Genomic DNA, 16,587 nt, shown 5'->3' on the forward strand with positions numbered 1-16,587 from the left:
GCCCTGTTGCAGCAAGCGCAACCTCCGCACCGCACCGTTCCACAATCTGCAAGACTGGGAACTGACGACAGGCGCCGGGGTCTGGGAACAAGGTATTGCCTGTCGCAAGACCCCAGGGGGTATGTCGAGTCGGGCGGAGGGCTCAGGTGGAGCAGCGGGAACTGGAGCTGTTTCTGCACCTGGAGCGGTCGTTGAACTACGGGCGGACCAGCCTGGAGTGTCACGTCAGTGCGGCGACGTTGACGCGGACGATCCAACGGCTCGAGGCGCGGGTCGGTGCGCGGTTGCTCGACCGGGGGCCGCGGGGCGTGGTGCTGACTGCGGAGGGCCGGCGGTTCACGGCGTACGCGGAGCGGGCGCTGGAGCTGTGGGGCGAGTACCGGTCCGCCTTGGCGGAGCCGGCCGATCTGTCGGGTGAGCTGCGGATCTTCGCGACCGTGACCGCGTGCCAGACGTTGCTCCCGGAACTGCTCCGGCCGTTGCGAGCACAGCATCCGCAGATCCGCCTTGACATCCGCACCGGCGACGCGCCCACCGCACTCGCCCGACTCGACGAGGGCGAGGTCGACGCCGCAGTCGCCGGCATCCCGAACCGCCTGCCGCAATCCATGGTCACCCGCACCGTCGCCGTCACCGACATCGTCCTGGTCCGGGCCCACAACAGCGCGCCGGACGGTCCGTACGTCGTACCCGCTCGCGGGCTTGTTCGGGAGAGTGCGTTCCGGTGGTTCCGGAGAACGGGGGTGAAGCCAACGATCGCCGCGGAGCCGGACGGTCACGAGGCGCTGCTCGCTCTGGTGGCGCTGGGTTGTGGCGTCGGTGTCGTGCCGCGACTGGTACTCGAATCCTCCGCGGTTCGCGATCAGCTGGAGGAACTGCCGGCCGAGCTGGAACCGCTCACGATCGGGCTTTGCGTACGGCGCGCCGACCTGCAGCGGCCTTTGGTTGCGGCGCTCTGGGCGCTGCGACCGTAGCGCCCGGCGACAGTTTCGCGGCGACGAGCTGCGGCGGCAGCGGGTCGTCGCCCTCGAGCTCGCGGATCAACGACTCGGTCCCGAGCTGCCCCAGCTCCGGACCGGGCGTCCGCATCATCGTGAGTTCGGGATCCGTCATCGCGGCGGTCTCCGGCACCATCAGCAGCGACAACACCGACATGTCCCGCGGTACGTCGTACCCGGACCGCTTGAGCTCCGACACCACCCCGAGTGCGGCGTACTCGTTCAGCACGAGCACCGCCGTCGTCTCCGGGTGCTCCTTCAGCAACCGCTGCGTGGCCGCCTTCCCCGCCTCGGCCGTGTCCGAACACGGCAGGACCACGGCCGGCAGGTCGTACGACGCCGCGACCCGCCGGTACGCCGCCTCCGTCCGGACCCACGGGCCGTACGCATAGAACCGCGGGTCGTCCAGATCGCCCGAAATCAAGGCGAGCTGCCGATGCCCGTGCTCGTACAGGTGCCGGACCGCGTCCTCGACGGTGGTGTCGAAGTCGATGTCCACGTGCGACAACCCGTCCAGCTCGGTCGTCCGCCCGATCAGCGCGAACGGCGTCTTGGACTTGCGCAGTACGTCGACGCGCGGGTCGTCGAGCTGCACTTCCATCAGTACGACGCCGTCGACCAGGCCCTGCGCGAGCAGCTCCTGCAACTCGACGCCGTCGTTGCCGACCGGCCACAGCACGAGGTGGTAGTCCTCCTTGCGGGCCGCTTCCGCCGCGCTGGTGAAGAACTCCGACGTGGACATCCCGAACCGGTGCTCGAGCGCCGGGTACGCCATCGCGATGATGTGCGTCCGCCGGGACGCCAGCGCCCGGGCGACCAGGTTCCGCCGGTACCCGAGGTCGAGCATCGCCTGCTCGATCCGGGCCCGGGTCGCGGCCGTCACCGGCTTGGTGTCGTTCAGCAGGAACGAAACAGTCGCGATCGAGACACCGGCGCGCTGAGCGACGTCCTTCATCGTGACCATCGATCGACCCCCTCTGACCTCTTGACACCGATGTGACCTAGGGAACATAGTCCTTCAACACCTCAGTTAAGCGGTTTACCGCCCAATCCACAAGCGCGCTGCACTTTCTTTCGTCCCTCGGTTAAACGCTTTGAAGGAGTCCGATCTCATGATCAGCAAGCGGATCGCCGCCGCGCTGGCGGGTGCGACGACGGTGTCGCTCCTGCTCGGTGCCTGCGGCGGTAACGGCGGCGGGCAGTCGTCCGGCTCGGGCGACAGCGTCAAGAGCCTCACCGTCCTGGACTACTACAACAATGACCCGGACAAGTCCCTGGTCCAGAAGGGCCTCGACAACTGCGCGTCGCAGCTCGGCATCACCATTCAGCGGGAGACGGTGCCTGGTGACACCTTGATCCAGAAGGTGCTGCAGCAGGCGTCGTCGAAGACGCTGCCCGATGTGCTGATGCTCGACAACCCCGACGTCCAGCAGATCGCCGCGACCGGTGCGCTTGCGCCCTTGAACGACATGGGTCTGAGCGGCGACGGCGTCATCCAGGGCATGGTCGACGCGACGTCGTACCAGGGCAAGCTCTACGGACTCGCGCCGGTGACGAACACGATCGCGCTGTTCTACAACAAGGACATGCTGGCCGAGGCCGGCGTCCAACCGCCGAAGACCTGGGACGAACTGAAGGCCGCGGCGAAGAAGCTCACCAAGCCCGGGCGCTACGGGATGGCCTTCAACGCGAACGCCACGTACGAAGGATCCTGGCAGTTCCTGCCGGCGATGTGGACCAACGGCGGCGACGAGACCGACCTGAAGAGTCCGCAGGTGGCCGAGGCGCTGCAGCTGTGGGTCGACCTGGTGAAGTCGGGGTCCGCGTCGAAGAGCGTGATCAACTGGACCCAGGGCGACGTCAACGACCAGTTCATCGCCGGCAAGACCGCGATGATGGTCAACGGGCCGTGGCAGATCCCGGCGCTGAACAAGAACCCGAAGATCAAGTGGGACGTGGTCACGTTCCCGCTGAACAAGCCGGACCAGAAGCCGGTCGCGCCGCTGGGTGGTGAGGCCTGGACGGTCCCGCTGAACAAGGACCAGGCCAAGCAGCAGAAGGCCGCCGACTTCGTGAAGTGCCTCAACTCCGACGAGAACGAGCTGGCCTGGGCCAAGGCCCGGTACACCATCCCGACCAAGCTCTCGTTGCTCGACGAGTACGTCAAGGAAGTGCCGTCGATGAAGGCCTTCACCGAGCAGGTCAAGACCGCCCGCTCGCGGACCGGCAAGCTGGGCGACAAGTGGCCGGACGCCGCGAAGGTGATCTACCAGGCGATCCAGCTGGCACTGACCGGTAAGGCCTCGCCCCAGGACGCCTTCAAGCAGGCCTCCGGCGGCTGATCGGCGATGGTGACGCTCACACGTACGAGGGTGACCGGCCGCGCGAAGGTGCGCGGCCGGCACCACCGGGGCGAGAGCCTGACCAAGCTGCTGTTCGTGCTGCCGGCGGCGATCGCGATGGTGGCGCTGTTCGGCTACCCGGTGGTGAAGAACCTGCTGATGAGCCTGCAGGACTACGGGCTGAAGACGTTCTTCACCGGCGTCGCGCCGTGGGTCGGACTGCAGAACTACAAGACGGTCGTGACCGACAAGCTGTTCTCGGACGCGATGCTGAACACCGCGCTGTTCACGGTCGGCTCGATCGCCTTCCAGTTCGCGATCGGTCTCGGACTCGCACTGTTCTTCCGGAACCGTTTCCCGCTCAGCGCCGTACTCCGGTCGTTGCTGTTGCTGCCCTGGTTGCTGCCGCTGATCGTGTCCAGCGCGACCTGGCGGTCGATCCTCGAGCAGGACAGCGGGATCCTGAACCGGACGCTGATGGGGTTGCACCTGATCGGTGATCCGGTGCCGTGGCTGAACTCGCCGTCGGTCGCGCTGATCGCGGTGATCGGCGTGAACATCTGGATCGGCATCCCGTTCAACGTGACCCTGCTGTACTCCGGTCTGGCCGAGATCCCGGACGAGCTGTACGAGGCCGGCCAGCTGGACGGGGCGACCGGGTGGCGCTCGTTCTGGTACATCACCTGGCCGAACCTGCGCTCGGTCGCGAGCGTGCTGCTGATGCTCGGCGTCGTCTACACGATCAAGGTCCTGGACATCATCCTCGGCCTGACCGGCGGCGGCCCGGCGAACGCGACGCAGACGCTGGCGACCCAGTCCTACCAGAAGTCGTTCGTGGACTTCCGGTTCGGCCAAGGTGCGGCGCTGTCCAACATCCTGATCGCGATCTCGTTCGTGTTCGCGATCTTCTACCTGCGCGGCACCCGTCGCGCCGTCGACGAATAGGAGGGCACGATGCGACGTACGGCGTACACCATCATCGGCGTGCTGATCCTGTGCGTGATGCTGTTCCCGGTCTACTGGATGCTGAACGCCTCACTGCAGCCGTCCGGAAACACCCTGACGGCCGGCTTCCTGCCGTTGCATCCAACGTTTTCCGGGTACAAACGCGCGCTCGACGAGCAGGGCGGAAACCTGGTCACGAGCATGATCATCGCGTCCGGGACCGTTGTCCTGAGCCTGGCGATCGCGACGCCGTGTGCGTACGCACTCTCGCAGTTCCGGTCCCGCTGGGTGTCGATCGGGCTGCTGGCGATCCTGATCTCGCAGATGATCCCCGGCATCGTGATCGCGAACGCGCTCTACACGGCGTACGAGAAGATCGGCCTGCTGAACTCGATCCCGGGCCTGATCATCGCGAACTGCGCGAGCGGGATCCCGTTCGCGATCCTGATCCTGCGCTCGTTCATGCTCTCGCTGCCGCCCTCGCTGGTCGAGGCGGCCCGGGTGGACGGCGCCGGGCTGTTCCGCGCGTTCGTGGCGATCGTGCTGCCGATCAGCAAGAACTCGCTGATCACCGCCGGACTGTTCAGTTTCCTGTTTTCCTGGAGCGATTTCCTGTTCGCGCTGACGCTGACCACCAAGGGCGGCGTGCGGCCGGTGACGCTCGGGATCTACCAGTACCTCGGCACCCAGGTGCAGAACTGGAACGCGGTGATGGCGACCGCGGTGCTCTCGGCGGTCCCGGCCATCGTGCTGCTGGTCGCCGCGCAGAAGTACATCGCCGCCGGCGCCATCGGCGGAGCCGTCAAATAAACCATTGGGGATACCAACTATGAACGTACTTGTCTGGGGCGAGAACCGGCACGAGCAGGTCGAGCCGCACGTCCGGGAGATCTATCCCGACGGCATGCACGAGACCATCGCCGCCGGCATCGCCGAGAACCTGCCGGACGCGAAGATCTCCACCACGACGCTCGACGAACCCGAGCACGGACTCACCGAGGAGGTGCTGGCGCAGACCGACGTCCTGGTCTGGTGGGGCCACGCCGCGCACGGTGAGGTCGACGACAAGGTGGTCGACCGCGTGTACCAGCACGTGCTGTCCGGTATGGGACTCGTCGTCCTGCACTCCGGCCACTGGTCGAAGATCTTCGGCAAGCTGATGGGCACCACCTGCACGCTGCGCTGGCGCAGCGAGCGCGACCGCGAACTGGTCTGGACGGTGAACCCCACGCACCCGATCGCGCAGGGCGTGCCGCACCCGATCGTGATCGAGCAGCAGGAGATGTACGGCGAGTTCTTCGACATCCCGGTACCGGACGAGCTGATCTTCGTCTCCTCGTTCTCCGGCGGCGAGGTGTTCCGCTCCGGCTGTACGTTCCGCCGCGGGCACGGGAAGATCTTCTACTTCTCCCCCGGCGACCAGGACTACCCGGTGTACCACCACAAGGATGTCCGTAAGGTGATCGCGAACGGTGTCCAGTGGGCGCGTACGGACCTGCCGAAGCGCGCACTGCCGACGCTGCTGCGCTACGAGACGGACGATTTCTTCAACGGACACGGGTACACCGGACCCATCGAGGAGCCTGCCGATGCCTGAACCCCTGCGCCTGCTGCAGGCCGGAGCCGGCGGCATGGGCCGCGCCTGGCTGCGTACCATCGCCGCCAACCCGGACGTCACCTTGGCAGGCCTGATCGACCTGGACGTCGACGTAGCACGTGCGGCAGCAGACGAACACGGCTACCACGACGTACCGGTCGCCGCCTCGATCGACCAGCTCGAGGTGGAGTTCGACGCGCTCATCGACGTGACTGTGCCGGTCGCGCATCCGAAGGTCAGCGTGGAAGCGTTGCTGCGCGGCGTCCCCGTACTGTGCGAGAAACCGCTGGCGGAGACTGTCCGCGAGTGTCTGCAGATGGCTGCCGCATCTGAGGTCAGCGGCAAGCTGCTGATGGTCTCGCAGTCCCGGAGGTACTTCCGCGCGGTCGACGCGTTCCAGCGGCAGCTCGCCGGACTCGGGCCGATCGGGACGCTGAGCTGTGAGTTCTACAAGGCCCCGCACTTCAGCGGTTTCCGCGAGCGGATGGCGGAGCCGTTGCTGGTCGACATGGCGATCCACCAGTTCGACCTGTCCCGCAAGCTGATCGGGTCGGAGCCGGTCTCGGTGTACTGCGACTCGTACAACCCGTCCTGGAGCTGGTTCGACGGCAACGCGGCGGCGTCCGCGATCTTCACGTACGCCGACGGAACCCGTTTCACCTTTGCCGGAAGCTGGTGCGCCCCGGGGCTCGAGACGTCCTGGAACGGCTTCTGGCGGGCCAGCACTCCCGGCGGTACGGCGACCTGGGACGGCGACAACGCCCCGGTCGCGGAGCCGGACGTACCCGCACCGCTCGGGGACGAACCCGAGGAGATCGCCGGTTCGCTGGTGGAGTTCGTCGACGCGGTCCGTACGTCGAAGACGCCGCAGTCCGAGGTGCACTCGAACGTCGTCAGCATCGCGATGGTCGAGGCCGCCGTACGGTCGGCGAACACCGGCGTACCGGTCCGGATCGCTGACATCGTCACCGACGCGTACACCGAGGCGCTGTCGACGACGCAGAGCCCCGACCTGCTCGCCGTCCTCAAGTCCTGGCCCAGCCCGCTGGCCGCGGTCGGCCTGGCCTGACCCGCGCCGATTCGTGGCGATCGGCTCGCGCCCCTTCGCCGAGTCGTGGATTGTGGTCGAGTTTTACAGCCGTTATCCACGACTCGGCGACGGCGACGGCCGGGGCGACGGGGAGGGCGACGGGGAGGGCGACGGCCGGGGCGACGGGGAGGGTGGGGCTGTGGATCTGGCCAGGCGGATCGTGGGTTGGGGGACCTGGTAGGTCGTGGGGGCCCCGCCCTGCATGACGGTGAGGATTGCCTCGCCGACGATCGTGCCCAGCCCGTGGACGTCGACCGTGACGACGCTGAGCGGTGGCGTGGCCAGCCGCGCCACCGCAGTGTCGTCCCAGGCGATCACGGACAGCTGGTCCGGGATCGCGACGCCCAGCTCGCGCGCCGCGGCCAGACCACCGATCGCCATCAGGTCGTTGTCGTAGACAACCGCCGTCGGCACCTGGCTTCCGGTGAGCAACTGCCGCGTCGCGTCCCGGCCGGAGTCCTCCGAGTAGTCACCCTCGATCACCCGGCCCTGCACATCCCGCTCCGCGCAGGTCTCCATGAAAGCGACGTCCCGCGCCTGGCAGTGCAGCATGTCCCGCGGGCCACTGACCCGCGCGATGTCGCGATGCCCGAGCTGCGCGAGCGCCCGCACCGCTGCGCGGGCACCCTCGGCGTTGTCGACCAGTACGTTCGTGATCGGCACCTTCAGCTCCGGACCACCCAGCAGTACGGCGGGCACGCCGAGCCGCTGCAGCTCGTCCAGCCGCGGGTCCTTGGTCCGCAGGTCGACCATCACGATGCCGTCGACGTACTGGTTCGCCACCCAGCGCTGCCAGATCTCGATCTCGCCGGCGATGTCCGCGGCGAACTCGATCAGCAGGCTGCAGCCGCGCCCGGCGAACACCTCCTCGATCCCCTGGACGACGTCGGCCATGAACGGCTCCATCCCGAGCAGCCGCCCGGGACGCGCCAGTACCAACCCCGCGATCCGCTCGCGCTCCTGCATACACTGCCCTCCAAGGCGGTCGAAGCCACTATATTCACAGACCTAACAAACTCGACAGATTGCGGACGTCCGATGCAGCAGGTCAGCGACGCGTCGTACGCGCCGGGTTACGACCCGGCGCCGACGAACAGCCGCGCCCTCATTGTGGACAGCATCCGCTCCGCGGGCACGGTCAGCCGGGTGGAACTCACCCAGATCACCGGTCTCACTGCCCCCTCGGTGACCACGCTGGTCCGCCGGCTGATCGACGACGGCCTGGTCGACGAGGCCGGCCGTGGCTCGTCCACCGGCGGCAAGCCGCGCACGATGCTGCGGATCCGCGCCGCCGCCCGGTACGTCGTCGGCGTCCACCTGAGCCCCGACAGCCTGACGTACGTGCTGGTCGACTACGCCGGCGGGGTGGTGGCGCGCTGGCGGCGCGACGGGCCGGGCGACGAGAGCGATCCGGAGCAGGTGGTGGCGCGGATCGCGACCGAGACCACCGAGCTGATCGAGCGGGCCGGCATCGACCCGCGGCTGATCCTCGGGCTCGGGTTCGTCTGCCCAGGGCCGCTGATCCGCAACCGCGGCGTCACCTCCGCCCCGCCGAGCATGGCGAACTGGGTCGACTTCCCGATCCACCAGCGCCTGGAGGAGCGGCTCGGGCTGCCCGCGCTGCTGGAGAACGACGCGACCGCGGCCGCCGCGGGTACCAGGCTCACCACCAGGCACGACGTGTCGGTGATGGCCGGGCTGTTCATGAGCGAAGGCATCGGCTCCGGCCTGCGGCTGAACGGTCATGTCTACCAGGGCGCGCACGGCAACGCCGGCGAGGTCGGGCATATCTGCGTGCAGATCGGCGGCCCGCAGTGCTGGTGTGGCAGTACGGGGTGCCTCGAGGCGATCGCCGGTCCCGCGACGGTGGTCGCGAAGGCCCGGGCCGCAGGCCTCGACCTCGGGTCCCAGCGGCGTACCGGGGTCGCGGCGTTCGCGGCCATCGCCCGGCTCGCGCTGACCGGGGACTCGCGGGCCGAGGCGATCCTGCGCGACTCCGCGTCCTGGCTCGCGCTCGGCGCGCAGACGATCACCAACATGTACGACGTCCAGCTGCTGGTGCTGACCGGTCCGGCGTTCGCCGTGGCCGGGACGATCTACCTGCCGGTCATCCAGGACCGGATCATGAGCTCCGCGTTCGGGCGGGCCGTGAACACCGAGGTGGTGCTGGACGAGCGCGGGCACGACGCGGCCGCGATCGGCGCCGCGCTGATGATGCTGCGCTCCGAGCGCGCGATCTCCGCCTAGAACGGGTCCAGCAAACCCTTTCCCCGCACGACGTCTGTCGAAATCGTTACCACGCTGACCTCTTGCGCCTTCTTTGTTAGGCGAACTAAGTTACGGCCAGCTTCCCTGGCGGGTGCCGGGTGACGCGTTCGAAGACCGCGTTGGAAAGGAATCGACCTATGCTCCGGAACCCGACGAAACGGCCACGTGTGCGGCGCCTGGTGAGCGCCGCGGCCGTCGCGACCGCCGCAGCGCTCCTGCTCGCCGCCTGCAACGGCGCCGCGGCAGGCAACCAGACCGCCAACAAGGACGCGTCGATCACCGTCGCGGCCGGCGACATCACCACCGAGAACTTCAACCCGTTCAGCAGTACGGCGCTGCAGCCGACGCTGGGCGTCATCTACGAGCCGCTGTACTGGTACAACTTCGCGAAGCAGTCCGAGCCCACGCCCGTGCTGGCCTCCGGCTTCTCCTGGAACGCCGCCGGTACCGAGCTCACGATCAAGATCCGCCACAACGTGAAGTGGAACGACGGCCAGCCGTTCACCGCCAAGGATGTCGCTTTCACGTTCAACCTGGTCGCGAAGACGCCCGCGCTGAACCCGTCCGGGCTCGCCGCCACCGCGAAGGCCACGTCCGACGACACCGCCGTACTGACCTTCAAGACGAAGTCCCTGATGCAAGAGCCGGCCGTACTCGCCAACCAGGCGATCGTGCCCGAGCACATCTGGAAGGACATCAAGGACCCGACCACGAACCTGAACAAGAACCCGGTCGGTACCGGTCCGTTCAAGGTGAAGTCCTACACGCCGCAGAGCTTCGTACTGACCAAGAACGACCTGTACTGGGAGGCGGGCAAACCGACCATCAAGGAGGTCCGCTACCTCCCGGTGACGTCTGCGGACGCAGCCAGCGCGGCCCTGGTCGCCGGCAAGGTCGACTGGGCCAGCGCCTACCTGCCGGGCATCGACAACATCATGAAGTCCGGCAAGAACCTGACGTACGTCAACACCCCCGTGATGACGACCGTGATCGTGACGTGCTCCAACGCGGCACTCGGGTGCACCGGTCCGCAGACGGATCCCGCCGTACGCAAGGCGATCTACCTGGCGATGAACCGCGAGCAGCTCGCGAAGCTGGCCGGCGGTGGCGTCGCGGGTGTGGGCTCTCCGACGATGCTGCTGCCGGGCCGCGACGACAACTGGATCGCGGACGCCGGTACGGCGAAGCTTCCGCAGAGCGCCGACACCGACGCGGCGAACAAGGCCCTCGACGCGGCCGGCTGGGTCAAGGGCAGTGACGGCGTTCGGACGAAGGACGGCAAGCGGCTCTCGCTGACCGTACAGACCGTCACCGGGTGGAGCGACTACATCCTGATCAACGACACCCTCAAGCAGCAGCTGGCCACCGTCGGCATCGAGCTCAAGCCCAGCCAGGTCTCGTGGAACGAATGGAACGCCGCGCAGACCAACGGCAAGTTCCAGCTGTCGCTGGACTCGGTCGGCCTCGGCGCGTCCACGAACCCGTACTTCACCTACGACAGCAAGCTCGCCAGCACGAACACCGCGCCGGTCGGCAAGAGCGCCTCGGCCGGTAACCAGTCCCGCTTCTCCAACCCGGCCGTCGACGCCGCTCTCACGGCAGCCGCGGGGACCACGGACCAGGCAGCGCAGAAGGCGGAGTACGCGAAGATCCAGGGCATCATCGCGGACCAGCTCCCGTACATCCCGGTCTACGTGAACTCGATGCTCACCGAGTTCAACACCTCGCGGGCGACCGGCTGGCCGACCAAGGACAACCTGTACGTGCTGCCCGCGGCCTGGAAGGCGTGGGACGCCGGGATCGTGCTCAAGACGATCAAGCCCGCCAGCTGATGCGCTACCTGCTCCGGAAACTCACCTTCTACGTGGTCGCGCTCTGGGCGGCGCTGACGCTGAACTTCCTGATCCCCCGGCTGATGCCGGGGAACCCGGTCGACCTCATGCTGTCGAAGCTCGCCACGAAAGGCCCGGTCACGCCGACGACCCGGAACGCGATCGAGGCACTGCTCGGGACCGACACCAGCTCGTCGCTCTGGACGCAGTACTGGCGGTATCTGCACCACCTGCTCACCGGCGACCTCGGTACGTCGATCGCGTACTTCCCGGCGCCGGTGTCGCAGGTGATCGGGCAGACGCTGCCCTGGACGGTCGGGCTGATCGGGATCGCGACCGTGATCTCGTTCGCGGTCGGGATCCTGCTCGGCCGCGCGGCCGGCTGGCGGCGCGGCTCCTGGATCGACAACCTGATCCCGTTCACCACGATGCTGCAGTCGGTGCCGTACTTCTGGCTCGCGCTGCTGCTGCTCTTCCTGCTCGGCAGCACCTGGCCGGTGTTCCCGCTGAACGGCGGCTACGACGTGTACTCCGTGACGCCGGGCTGGAGCCTGCCGTTCGCGCAGTCGGTGCTGTACCACGGCGCGCTGCCGGCGCTGACGATCGTGATCTCGTCGATCGGCGGCTGGATGCTCGGGATGCGGAACATGATGGTGTCGACGCTTTCCGAGGACTTCGTCGTGACCGCGGAGGCGAAGGGCCTGACGCCGCGCCGGATCCGGTCCCGGTACGTGGCCCGGAACGCGATCCTGCCCTCGGTTTCCGGATTCGCGATCTCGCTCGGGTTCGTGGTCGCCGGGTCGATCGTGACCGAGGCGGTGTTCTCGTACCCGGGGATCGGCTCCGCGCTATTGCTTGCCGTCGGCAACAACGACTACGCGCTGATGCAGGGCGTCTTCCTGATCATCACGCTGGCGGTGCTCGGCGCGAACCTGCTCGTCGACCTCCTGTACGGCGTCATCGACCCCCGCACACGTGCGCGGTCCTGAGGAAGGGCTTCATGGCTATCACCACTGAAGGGGCCGCACGGACCGCGGCGGCGGACGGCCCGTCGCCGGTCGCGCAGGTCCGGCGCCGGCTCCCACCGATGACCCTCAAGCTCGCGGTCGGCCTGAGCCTGGCCGGGCTGATCGTGCTGTTCGGCGTGCTCGGACCGCTGCTGGTCGGCAACCCGTCGACGGTCCGGGACATCGGGCTGACCGGTCCGGGCAACGGTTTCCTGCTCGGTACGACGCAGAGCGGGCAGGACGTGTTCGCCCAGCTCGCGTACGCCACCCGCGGCTCGCTGATCATCGGCGTCGTGGTCGGTGCGATCACGCTGCTGCTGTCGTCGTTCTTCGGCGTCGTCGGCGCGTTCGTCGGCGGCTGGGCGGACGAGGCGTTCTCGCTGTTCACCAACATCATGCTGGTGATTCCCGGGCTGCCGCTGGTGATCGTGATCTCCAGCTACGTACCGAACAAGTCGATCTGGCTGGTGGCCGCCGTACTCGCGATCACCAGCTGGGCCGGGTCGGCGCGGGTACTGCGCGGGTTCACGCTGAGCGTACGCAACCGCGATTACGTGCTCGCGGCAAGGATCGGCGGCGAGAAACGGTGGCGGATCCTGACCGTGGAGATCTTGCCGAACCTGGTCCCGCTGCTCGCGTCGCAGGTGGTATTCGCGGTGATCTTCGCGATCCTCGGCGAGGCCGGGCTGTCGTTCCTCGGGCTCGGCGCGTCCGGTTCGTTCACCTGGGGCACGATGCTGTTCTACGCCCAGAACGGGCTGGCACTCCGGCTCGGCGCCTGGTGGTGGTTCGCACCGCCCGGCTTGGCGATCGCGTTGTTCGGCGCGGCGCTGTCGCTGATCAACTTCTCGATCGACGAGATCATCAACCCGAAGCTGCGCTCGCAGACCCGGGCCGAGCGCAACAAATGGAGCGTGAAGGCATGAGTGTGCTCAGCATCGAGAACCTCAGCATCGACTACCTCGCCGAGAACACGGTGCACGCCGTCCGCGAGGTTTCGCTCACCCTGGAACGAGGCGAGATCCTCGGCCTCGCGGGGGAAAGCGGCTGCGGAAAATCCACCCTGGCGTACGCGATCACCCGGCTGCTGAAGCCGCCGGCGCTGATCACCGGCGGCCGGGTGGTGTTCTCGTCCCGCGAGGGGTACGACGTTGACCTGTCGTCGTTGAGCGGCGACGACCTGCGCGCGTTCCGCTGGGACAAGATCGCGATGGTCTTCCAGGGCGCGATGAACTCGCTGAACCCGGTCCTGCGGATCTCCGAGCAGCTCGAGGACGTGTACCTCACGCACCGCCCCGAGATCGGCAAGGCGGAACGCCGGCTGCGGTGTGCCGAACTGCTCGAACGGGTCGGTGTGGATCGCGACCGGCTGCGCGCGTACCCGCACGAGCTGTCCGGCGGGATGCGGCAACGGGTGATGATCGCGATGGCGCTCGCGCTCGAACCGCAGGTACTCATCATGGACGAACCGACGACCGCGCTGGATGTCGTCGTACAGCGGGAGATCCTCCGCGAGATCACCCGGCTGCGGTCCGAGCTCGGGTTCGCGGTCGTGTTCATCACCCATGACCTGCCGTTGCTGCTGGAGATCAGCGACCGGATCGCGGTGATGCGGGCCGGCCTGATCGTCGAACTGGACGACGCGCTGACGCTCTACACGAAGCCGAAGCACCCGTACACCAAGCGCTTGCTCTCGTCGTTCCCGAGTCTGACCGGTGAGCGCGGCGGGTTCGTGCGCAGCGGCTTCGTGGGCGACGAGCTCGCACTGGACGAGACCGATCAGGAGGCAGTATGAGCGTGCTGGAGATGCGCGAGGTCGTGAAGGAGTACCGGCTGCGCAACGGGCTGCGGAGCACGCGGCTGCGCGCGGTCGACCAGGTCAGCTTCGAACTGCAGCCCGGCCGGACGATCGCACTCGTCGGCCAGTCCGGCTCGGGTAAGTCGACTATCGCCAAGCTCCTCCTCCAGCTGGAGCGCCCGACGTCCGGCGAGATCCTGGTGGACGGCAAGCCGATGCAGTACCGCGGCGCGGCCGCGGCGACGTACCGCAAAGCCGTCCAGATGGTCTTCCAGGACCCGTTCGCGTCGCTGAACCCGTACCACTCGATCGCCCACCACCTGGCCCGCCCGGTGAAACTCCACCACCCCGGCTTCACCCAAGACCAGGTCAGCGAGCGTGTCCTGGAACTCCTCCGCCGAGTCCGCCTCGGCGAGGACTACGCCCACCGCAAACCCCACGAACTCTCCGGCGGCCAACGCCAGCGGGTCGCCATCGCCAGAGCCCTCGCCCCCGAACCAGCCATCCTGGTCGCCGACGAACCGGTCTCGATGCTCGACGTCTCTATCCGCCTGGGCGTCCTCAACCTCCTGGCCACCCTCCAACGAGAGGAAAACCTAGGAGTCCTCTACATCACCCACGACCTGGCCACCGCCCGCCACTTCAGCGACGAAATCATGGTCCTGTACCACGGCCAGGTAGTAGAACAAGGCCCTTCCGACGACGTGATCCTCAACCCCCAGCACGAGTACACCCAACTCCTGGCCGAAGCCGCCCCCGCCCCAGAACGCCGCCTCGCCGAACTGAAGAGGTAGCGGCCTCTCGTCAGACCGCCCAGTTTTCTCGGCGCGGGGGATCTGTCCAGGTGACGAGTCGTCCGGCCGTACGCGCCGGCGTCACCGAGCGACAGGAGTTCGCATGACCCCCGCATCACCGACCACGGAAGCCTTGACGTTCGTGCTGGTCCATGGAGCATTTCAGACCGGTGCGATGTGGGAGCAGACTGCTGCCGGCCTGCGCGGCAACGGCCACACCGTACACACGCCGACCCTGGCGGGGCACCGTGCGGGCGATCGGATGACGCTCGCACCCGCCGACGCTGTCGCCTCGCTGACCGCGTACCTCTACGACAACGACCTTTCCGACGTTGTGCTGGTCGGCCACTCGATCGGCGGCGCGTACATCGCCCAAGCGGCCGAACAGGCGACGACGCGGATCAAGCGACTGGTGTTCCTGAGTGCATTCGTCCCCGCACGCGGCCACGCACTGGCTGACGAATTCCCGCCGGGAGACGCCGCCTTCTTCGACCTGACCGATCCGGCTCAGGGATTCCTGCTGCCGTTCCCGGTCGTCCGCGAACGTGCGTGCACCGACCTCGATTACGCCGCAGCAACAGCGATCTATGCCGAGATGTCGCCCATTCCGGTCAGGTACTTCACGGACGAACTGGACCTCGAAGCGTTCTACGAACTGGTGGCTTCCGCACGGCTGCAGGTCAGTTACGTCAATCCGATCAGCGACTTCGCGCTGCCGCCCGGCGAATACGCCGCCTTTCCGCGGTTCGCCGAGCGTTGGGTCCGTTGGCCCGGATCCTGCAGATTCCGGGCTCCCACTACGTGATGTTCAGCCGGCCTGCAGAGCTGGCCGATACCCTCGTCGCGGCCGGCCGGGACTGAGGGGACGATGCGGTGACAGCAGAGTTGATCGCCAGGTGCCTGGCCGGCGACGCCGAGGCGTTTCGCGAACTCGTCGAGCCCTACCGGCGAGAGCTGATGGTGCATTGCTACCGATTCCTCGGCTCGATGCACGACGCCGAGGACGCCCTGCAGGAGACCTTGCTCGACGCCTGGAAGGGACTCGACGCGTTCGAGGCCCGGTCCTCGGTCCGGACGTGGCTCTACCGCGTCGCGACCAACCGCTGCCTCAAGATCTTGAGGTCTGCAAGTAGGAGGCCTCGGACGGCCGTTCCCGGTGAAGGCTCGGCGAGGTTCGACCTGCCCGAACCGTCCGCCGGTGGCGAAGTGGTGTGGCTCGAGCCGTATCCCGACGTCCTGCTCGAGGGCCTCGACGACCCCGCTCCCGGCCCGGAGGCGCGCTACGAGTCCAAACAGGCGATCTCGCTGGCCTTCGTGACCGCCGTCCAGCTTCTGCCGCCCCGCCAGCGCGCTGTACTGATCCTGCGCGACGTCCTCGGCTACCGCGCCACGGATGTCGCCGAATTCCTCGACGCCACGGTGGAATCGGTCACCAGCGCTCTCAAACGCGCCCGCGCCGGCATGCAGGACCGGGCGCCGCGGCTCGGCGCCCACGAACCACCTCCGCCGCCCGATTCGCCGGCCGAGCGCCGGCTCGTCGACCGCATCACCCGGGCCTTCGAAGCCTGCGACGTCGACGGGGTCGTCGCGTTACTCGCCGACGACGTCCGCCTGACGATGCCACCGCTGCCGGTCGAGTACCTCGGCCGTGAGGCGGTCACCCGCTTCCAGGCCGCCGTTTTCGCCCAGGCCCCTGGCTACCGTCTGGTCGCGACGCGAGCGAACGGCCAACCCGCTTTCGGCGTTTACCTCCTCGATCCCACCACGGACGCCTGGCACGCGACCGGTCTGATGGTTCTCACCCTTGCCGCAGACCGCATCACTGCCCTGACCCGCTTCGACAACAGCATCCTGGCCAGCTTCGGCCTAGCCCGTACGCTCCCCGACGACAGACGACGGCACGGAAGGTAGGCGCT

Annotated in this window: 16 protein-coding genes; 14 read left to right on the forward strand and 2 right to left on the reverse strand. The window is 67.6% G+C overall.

The genetic code is table 11. From position 1 onward, the window contains the following. Positions 1-146: 146 nt before the first annotated feature. Positions 147-974, forward strand: a complete 828-nt coding sequence (gene ilvY, locus ACZ5BU_RS05135; protein WP_465695679.1) for an HTH-type transcriptional activator IlvY — start codon at positions 147-149, stop codon at positions 972-974. On the opposite strand, the gene ACZ5BU_RS05140 is transcribed toward ilvY, so the two are convergent. Next, positions 898-1,962: a LacI family DNA-binding transcriptional regulator gene (locus tag ACZ5BU_RS05140; RefSeq protein ID WP_465695680.1), complete on the reverse strand. Its 1,065-nt coding sequence runs from the start codon at positions 1,960-1,962 to the stop codon at positions 898-900. The genes ilvY and ACZ5BU_RS05140 overlap by 77 nt on opposite strands. A gap of 148 nt (positions 1,963-2,110) precedes the next feature. Here ACZ5BU_RS05140 and ACZ5BU_RS05145 point away from each other — a divergent pair, with 148 nt between their 5' ends. Genes ACZ5BU_RS05145 through ACZ5BU_RS05165 form a run of 5 tightly spaced genes read left to right on the forward strand, consistent with a single transcriptional unit; the run spans position 2,111 to position 6,951 of the window. Continuing rightward, a complete protein-coding gene (locus ACZ5BU_RS05145; protein WP_465695682.1) occupies positions 2,111-3,340 on the forward strand; it encodes an ABC transporter substrate-binding protein in 1,230 nt (409 codons plus the stop codon). A 6-nt stretch (positions 3,341-3,346) separates the two neighbouring features. Further along, positions 3,347-4,285 (forward strand): carbohydrate ABC transporter permease, encoded by a 939-nt coding sequence (locus ACZ5BU_RS05150; protein WP_465695683.1) that lies wholly within the window; start codon positions 3,347-3,349, stop codon positions 4,283-4,285. Between the two features lie 9 nt (positions 4,286-4,294). Next, positions 4,295-5,095: a carbohydrate ABC transporter permease gene (locus ACZ5BU_RS05155; protein ID WP_465695684.1), complete on the forward strand. Its 801-nt coding sequence runs from the start codon at positions 4,295-4,297 to the stop codon at positions 5,093-5,095. Between the two features lie 19 nt (positions 5,096-5,114). Next, positions 5,115-5,882: a ThuA domain-containing protein gene (locus ACZ5BU_RS05160; protein WP_141854728.1), complete on the forward strand. Its 768-nt coding sequence runs from the start codon at positions 5,115-5,117 to the stop codon at positions 5,880-5,882. Further along, positions 5,875-6,951 (forward strand): Gfo/Idh/MocA family protein, encoded by a 1,077-nt coding sequence (locus tag ACZ5BU_RS05165; RefSeq protein WP_465695686.1) that lies wholly within the window; start codon positions 5,875-5,877, stop codon positions 6,949-6,951. The genes ACZ5BU_RS05160 and ACZ5BU_RS05165 overlap by 8 nt, the downstream gene beginning before the upstream one ends. 72 nt (positions 6,952-7,023) lie before the next feature. Here the strand turns inward: ACZ5BU_RS05165 and ACZ5BU_RS05170 are convergent, their stop codons facing one another. Then, positions 7,024-7,938 (reverse strand): substrate-binding domain-containing protein, encoded by a 915-nt coding sequence (locus tag ACZ5BU_RS05170; RefSeq protein ID WP_465695687.1) that lies wholly within the window; start codon positions 7,936-7,938, stop codon positions 7,024-7,026. A gap of 72 nt (positions 7,939-8,010) precedes the next feature. Here ACZ5BU_RS05170 and ACZ5BU_RS05175 point away from each other — a divergent pair, with 72 nt between their 5' ends. From ACZ5BU_RS05175 to ACZ5BU_RS05210, 8 genes are all read left to right on the forward strand, one after another. Continuing rightward, positions 8,011-9,219, forward strand: a complete 1,209-nt coding sequence (locus ACZ5BU_RS05175; protein WP_465695688.1) for an ROK family transcriptional regulator — start codon at positions 8,011-8,013, stop codon at positions 9,217-9,219. Between the two features lie 188 nt (positions 9,220-9,407). Continuing rightward, positions 9,408-11,072 (forward strand): ABC transporter substrate-binding protein, encoded by a 1,665-nt coding sequence (locus tag ACZ5BU_RS05180; protein ID WP_465695689.1) that lies wholly within the window; start codon positions 9,408-9,410, stop codon positions 11,070-11,072. Further along, on the forward strand, positions 11,072-12,061 hold the full coding sequence (locus ACZ5BU_RS05185) for an ABC transporter permease (RefSeq protein ID WP_465695691.1): 990 nt from the start codon (positions 11,072-11,074) through the stop codon (positions 12,059-12,061). Before ACZ5BU_RS05180 ends, ACZ5BU_RS05185 begins: the two co-directional genes overlap by 1 nt. 11 nt (positions 12,062-12,072) lie before the next feature. Beyond that, positions 12,073-13,005 carry an ABC transporter permease gene (locus tag ACZ5BU_RS05190; protein ID WP_465695692.1) on the forward strand — a complete coding sequence of 311 codons (933 nt, stop codon included), beginning with the start codon at positions 12,073-12,075 and terminating at the stop codon, positions 13,003-13,005. Then, the gene (locus tag ACZ5BU_RS05195; RefSeq protein WP_465695693.1) at positions 13,002-13,874 is read left to right on the forward strand and encodes an ABC transporter ATP-binding protein; all 873 of its coding nucleotides are present in this window, start codon (positions 13,002-13,004) and stop codon (positions 13,872-13,874) included. Before ACZ5BU_RS05190 ends, ACZ5BU_RS05195 begins: the two co-directional genes overlap by 4 nt. Beyond that, positions 13,871-14,671 carry an ABC transporter ATP-binding protein gene (locus ACZ5BU_RS05200; RefSeq protein ID WP_465695695.1) on the forward strand — a complete coding sequence of 267 codons (801 nt, stop codon included), beginning with the start codon at positions 13,871-13,873 and terminating at the stop codon, positions 14,669-14,671. The genes ACZ5BU_RS05195 and ACZ5BU_RS05200 overlap by 4 nt, the downstream gene beginning before the upstream one ends. A 103-nt stretch (positions 14,672-14,774) precedes the next feature. After that, positions 14,775-15,476: an alpha/beta fold hydrolase gene (locus ACZ5BU_RS05205; protein WP_465695696.1), complete on the forward strand. Its 702-nt coding sequence runs from the start codon at positions 14,775-14,777 to the stop codon at positions 15,474-15,476. 68 nt (positions 15,477-15,544) lie between these two features. After that, positions 15,545-16,582 carry an RNA polymerase subunit sigma-70 gene (locus tag ACZ5BU_RS05210; RefSeq protein ID WP_465695697.1) on the forward strand — a complete coding sequence of 346 codons (1,038 nt, stop codon included), beginning with the start codon at positions 15,545-15,547 and terminating at the stop codon, positions 16,580-16,582. The last annotated feature ends 5 nt before the right edge of the window (positions 16,583-16,587 follow it).

The organism is Kribbella sp. NPDC031520 (genome assembly GCF_055580825.1).

What these genes read in the sequence shown, in the direction of transcription:
- ACZ5BU_RS05140 (WP_465695680.1), bottom strand. Translation starts at nt 1,962, where the DNA reads ATGGTCACGATGAAGGACGTCGCTCAGCGCGCCGGTGTCTCGATCGCG.
- ACZ5BU_RS05145 (WP_465695682.1), top strand. Translation starts at nt 2,111, where the DNA reads ATGATCAGCAAGCGGATCGCCGCCGCGCTGGCGGGTGCGACGACGGTG.
- ACZ5BU_RS05150 (WP_465695683.1), top strand. Translation starts at nt 3,347, where the DNA reads ATGGTGACGCTCACACGTACGAGGGTGACCGGCCGCGCGAAGGTGCGC.
- ACZ5BU_RS05155 (WP_465695684.1), top strand. Translation starts at nt 4,295, where the DNA reads ATGCGACGTACGGCGTACACCATCATCGGCGTGCTGATCCTGTGCGTG.
- ACZ5BU_RS05160 (WP_141854728.1), top strand. Translation starts at nt 5,115, where the DNA reads ATGAACGTACTTGTCTGGGGCGAGAACCGGCACGAGCAGGTCGAGCCG.
- ACZ5BU_RS05165 (WP_465695686.1), top strand. Translation starts at nt 5,875, where the DNA reads ATGCCTGAACCCCTGCGCCTGCTGCAGGCCGGAGCCGGCGGCATGGGC.
- ACZ5BU_RS05170 (WP_465695687.1), bottom strand. Translation starts at nt 7,938, where the DNA reads ATGCAGGAGCGCGAGCGGATCGCGGGGTTGGTACTGGCGCGTCCCGGG.
- ACZ5BU_RS05175 (WP_465695688.1), top strand. Translation starts at nt 8,011, where the DNA reads ATGCAGCAGGTCAGCGACGCGTCGTACGCGCCGGGTTACGACCCGGCG.
- ACZ5BU_RS05185 (WP_465695691.1), top strand. Translation starts at nt 11,072, where the DNA reads ATGCGCTACCTGCTCCGGAAACTCACCTTCTACGTGGTCGCGCTCTGG.
- ACZ5BU_RS05190 (WP_465695692.1), top strand. Translation starts at nt 12,073, where the DNA reads ATGGCTATCACCACTGAAGGGGCCGCACGGACCGCGGCGGCGGACGGC.
- ACZ5BU_RS05195 (WP_465695693.1), top strand. Translation starts at nt 13,002, where the DNA reads ATGAGTGTGCTCAGCATCGAGAACCTCAGCATCGACTACCTCGCCGAG.
- ACZ5BU_RS05200 (WP_465695695.1), top strand. Translation starts at nt 13,871, where the DNA reads ATGAGCGTGCTGGAGATGCGCGAGGTCGTGAAGGAGTACCGGCTGCGC.
- ACZ5BU_RS05205 (WP_465695696.1), top strand. Translation starts at nt 14,775, where the DNA reads ATGACCCCCGCATCACCGACCACGGAAGCCTTGACGTTCGTGCTGGTC.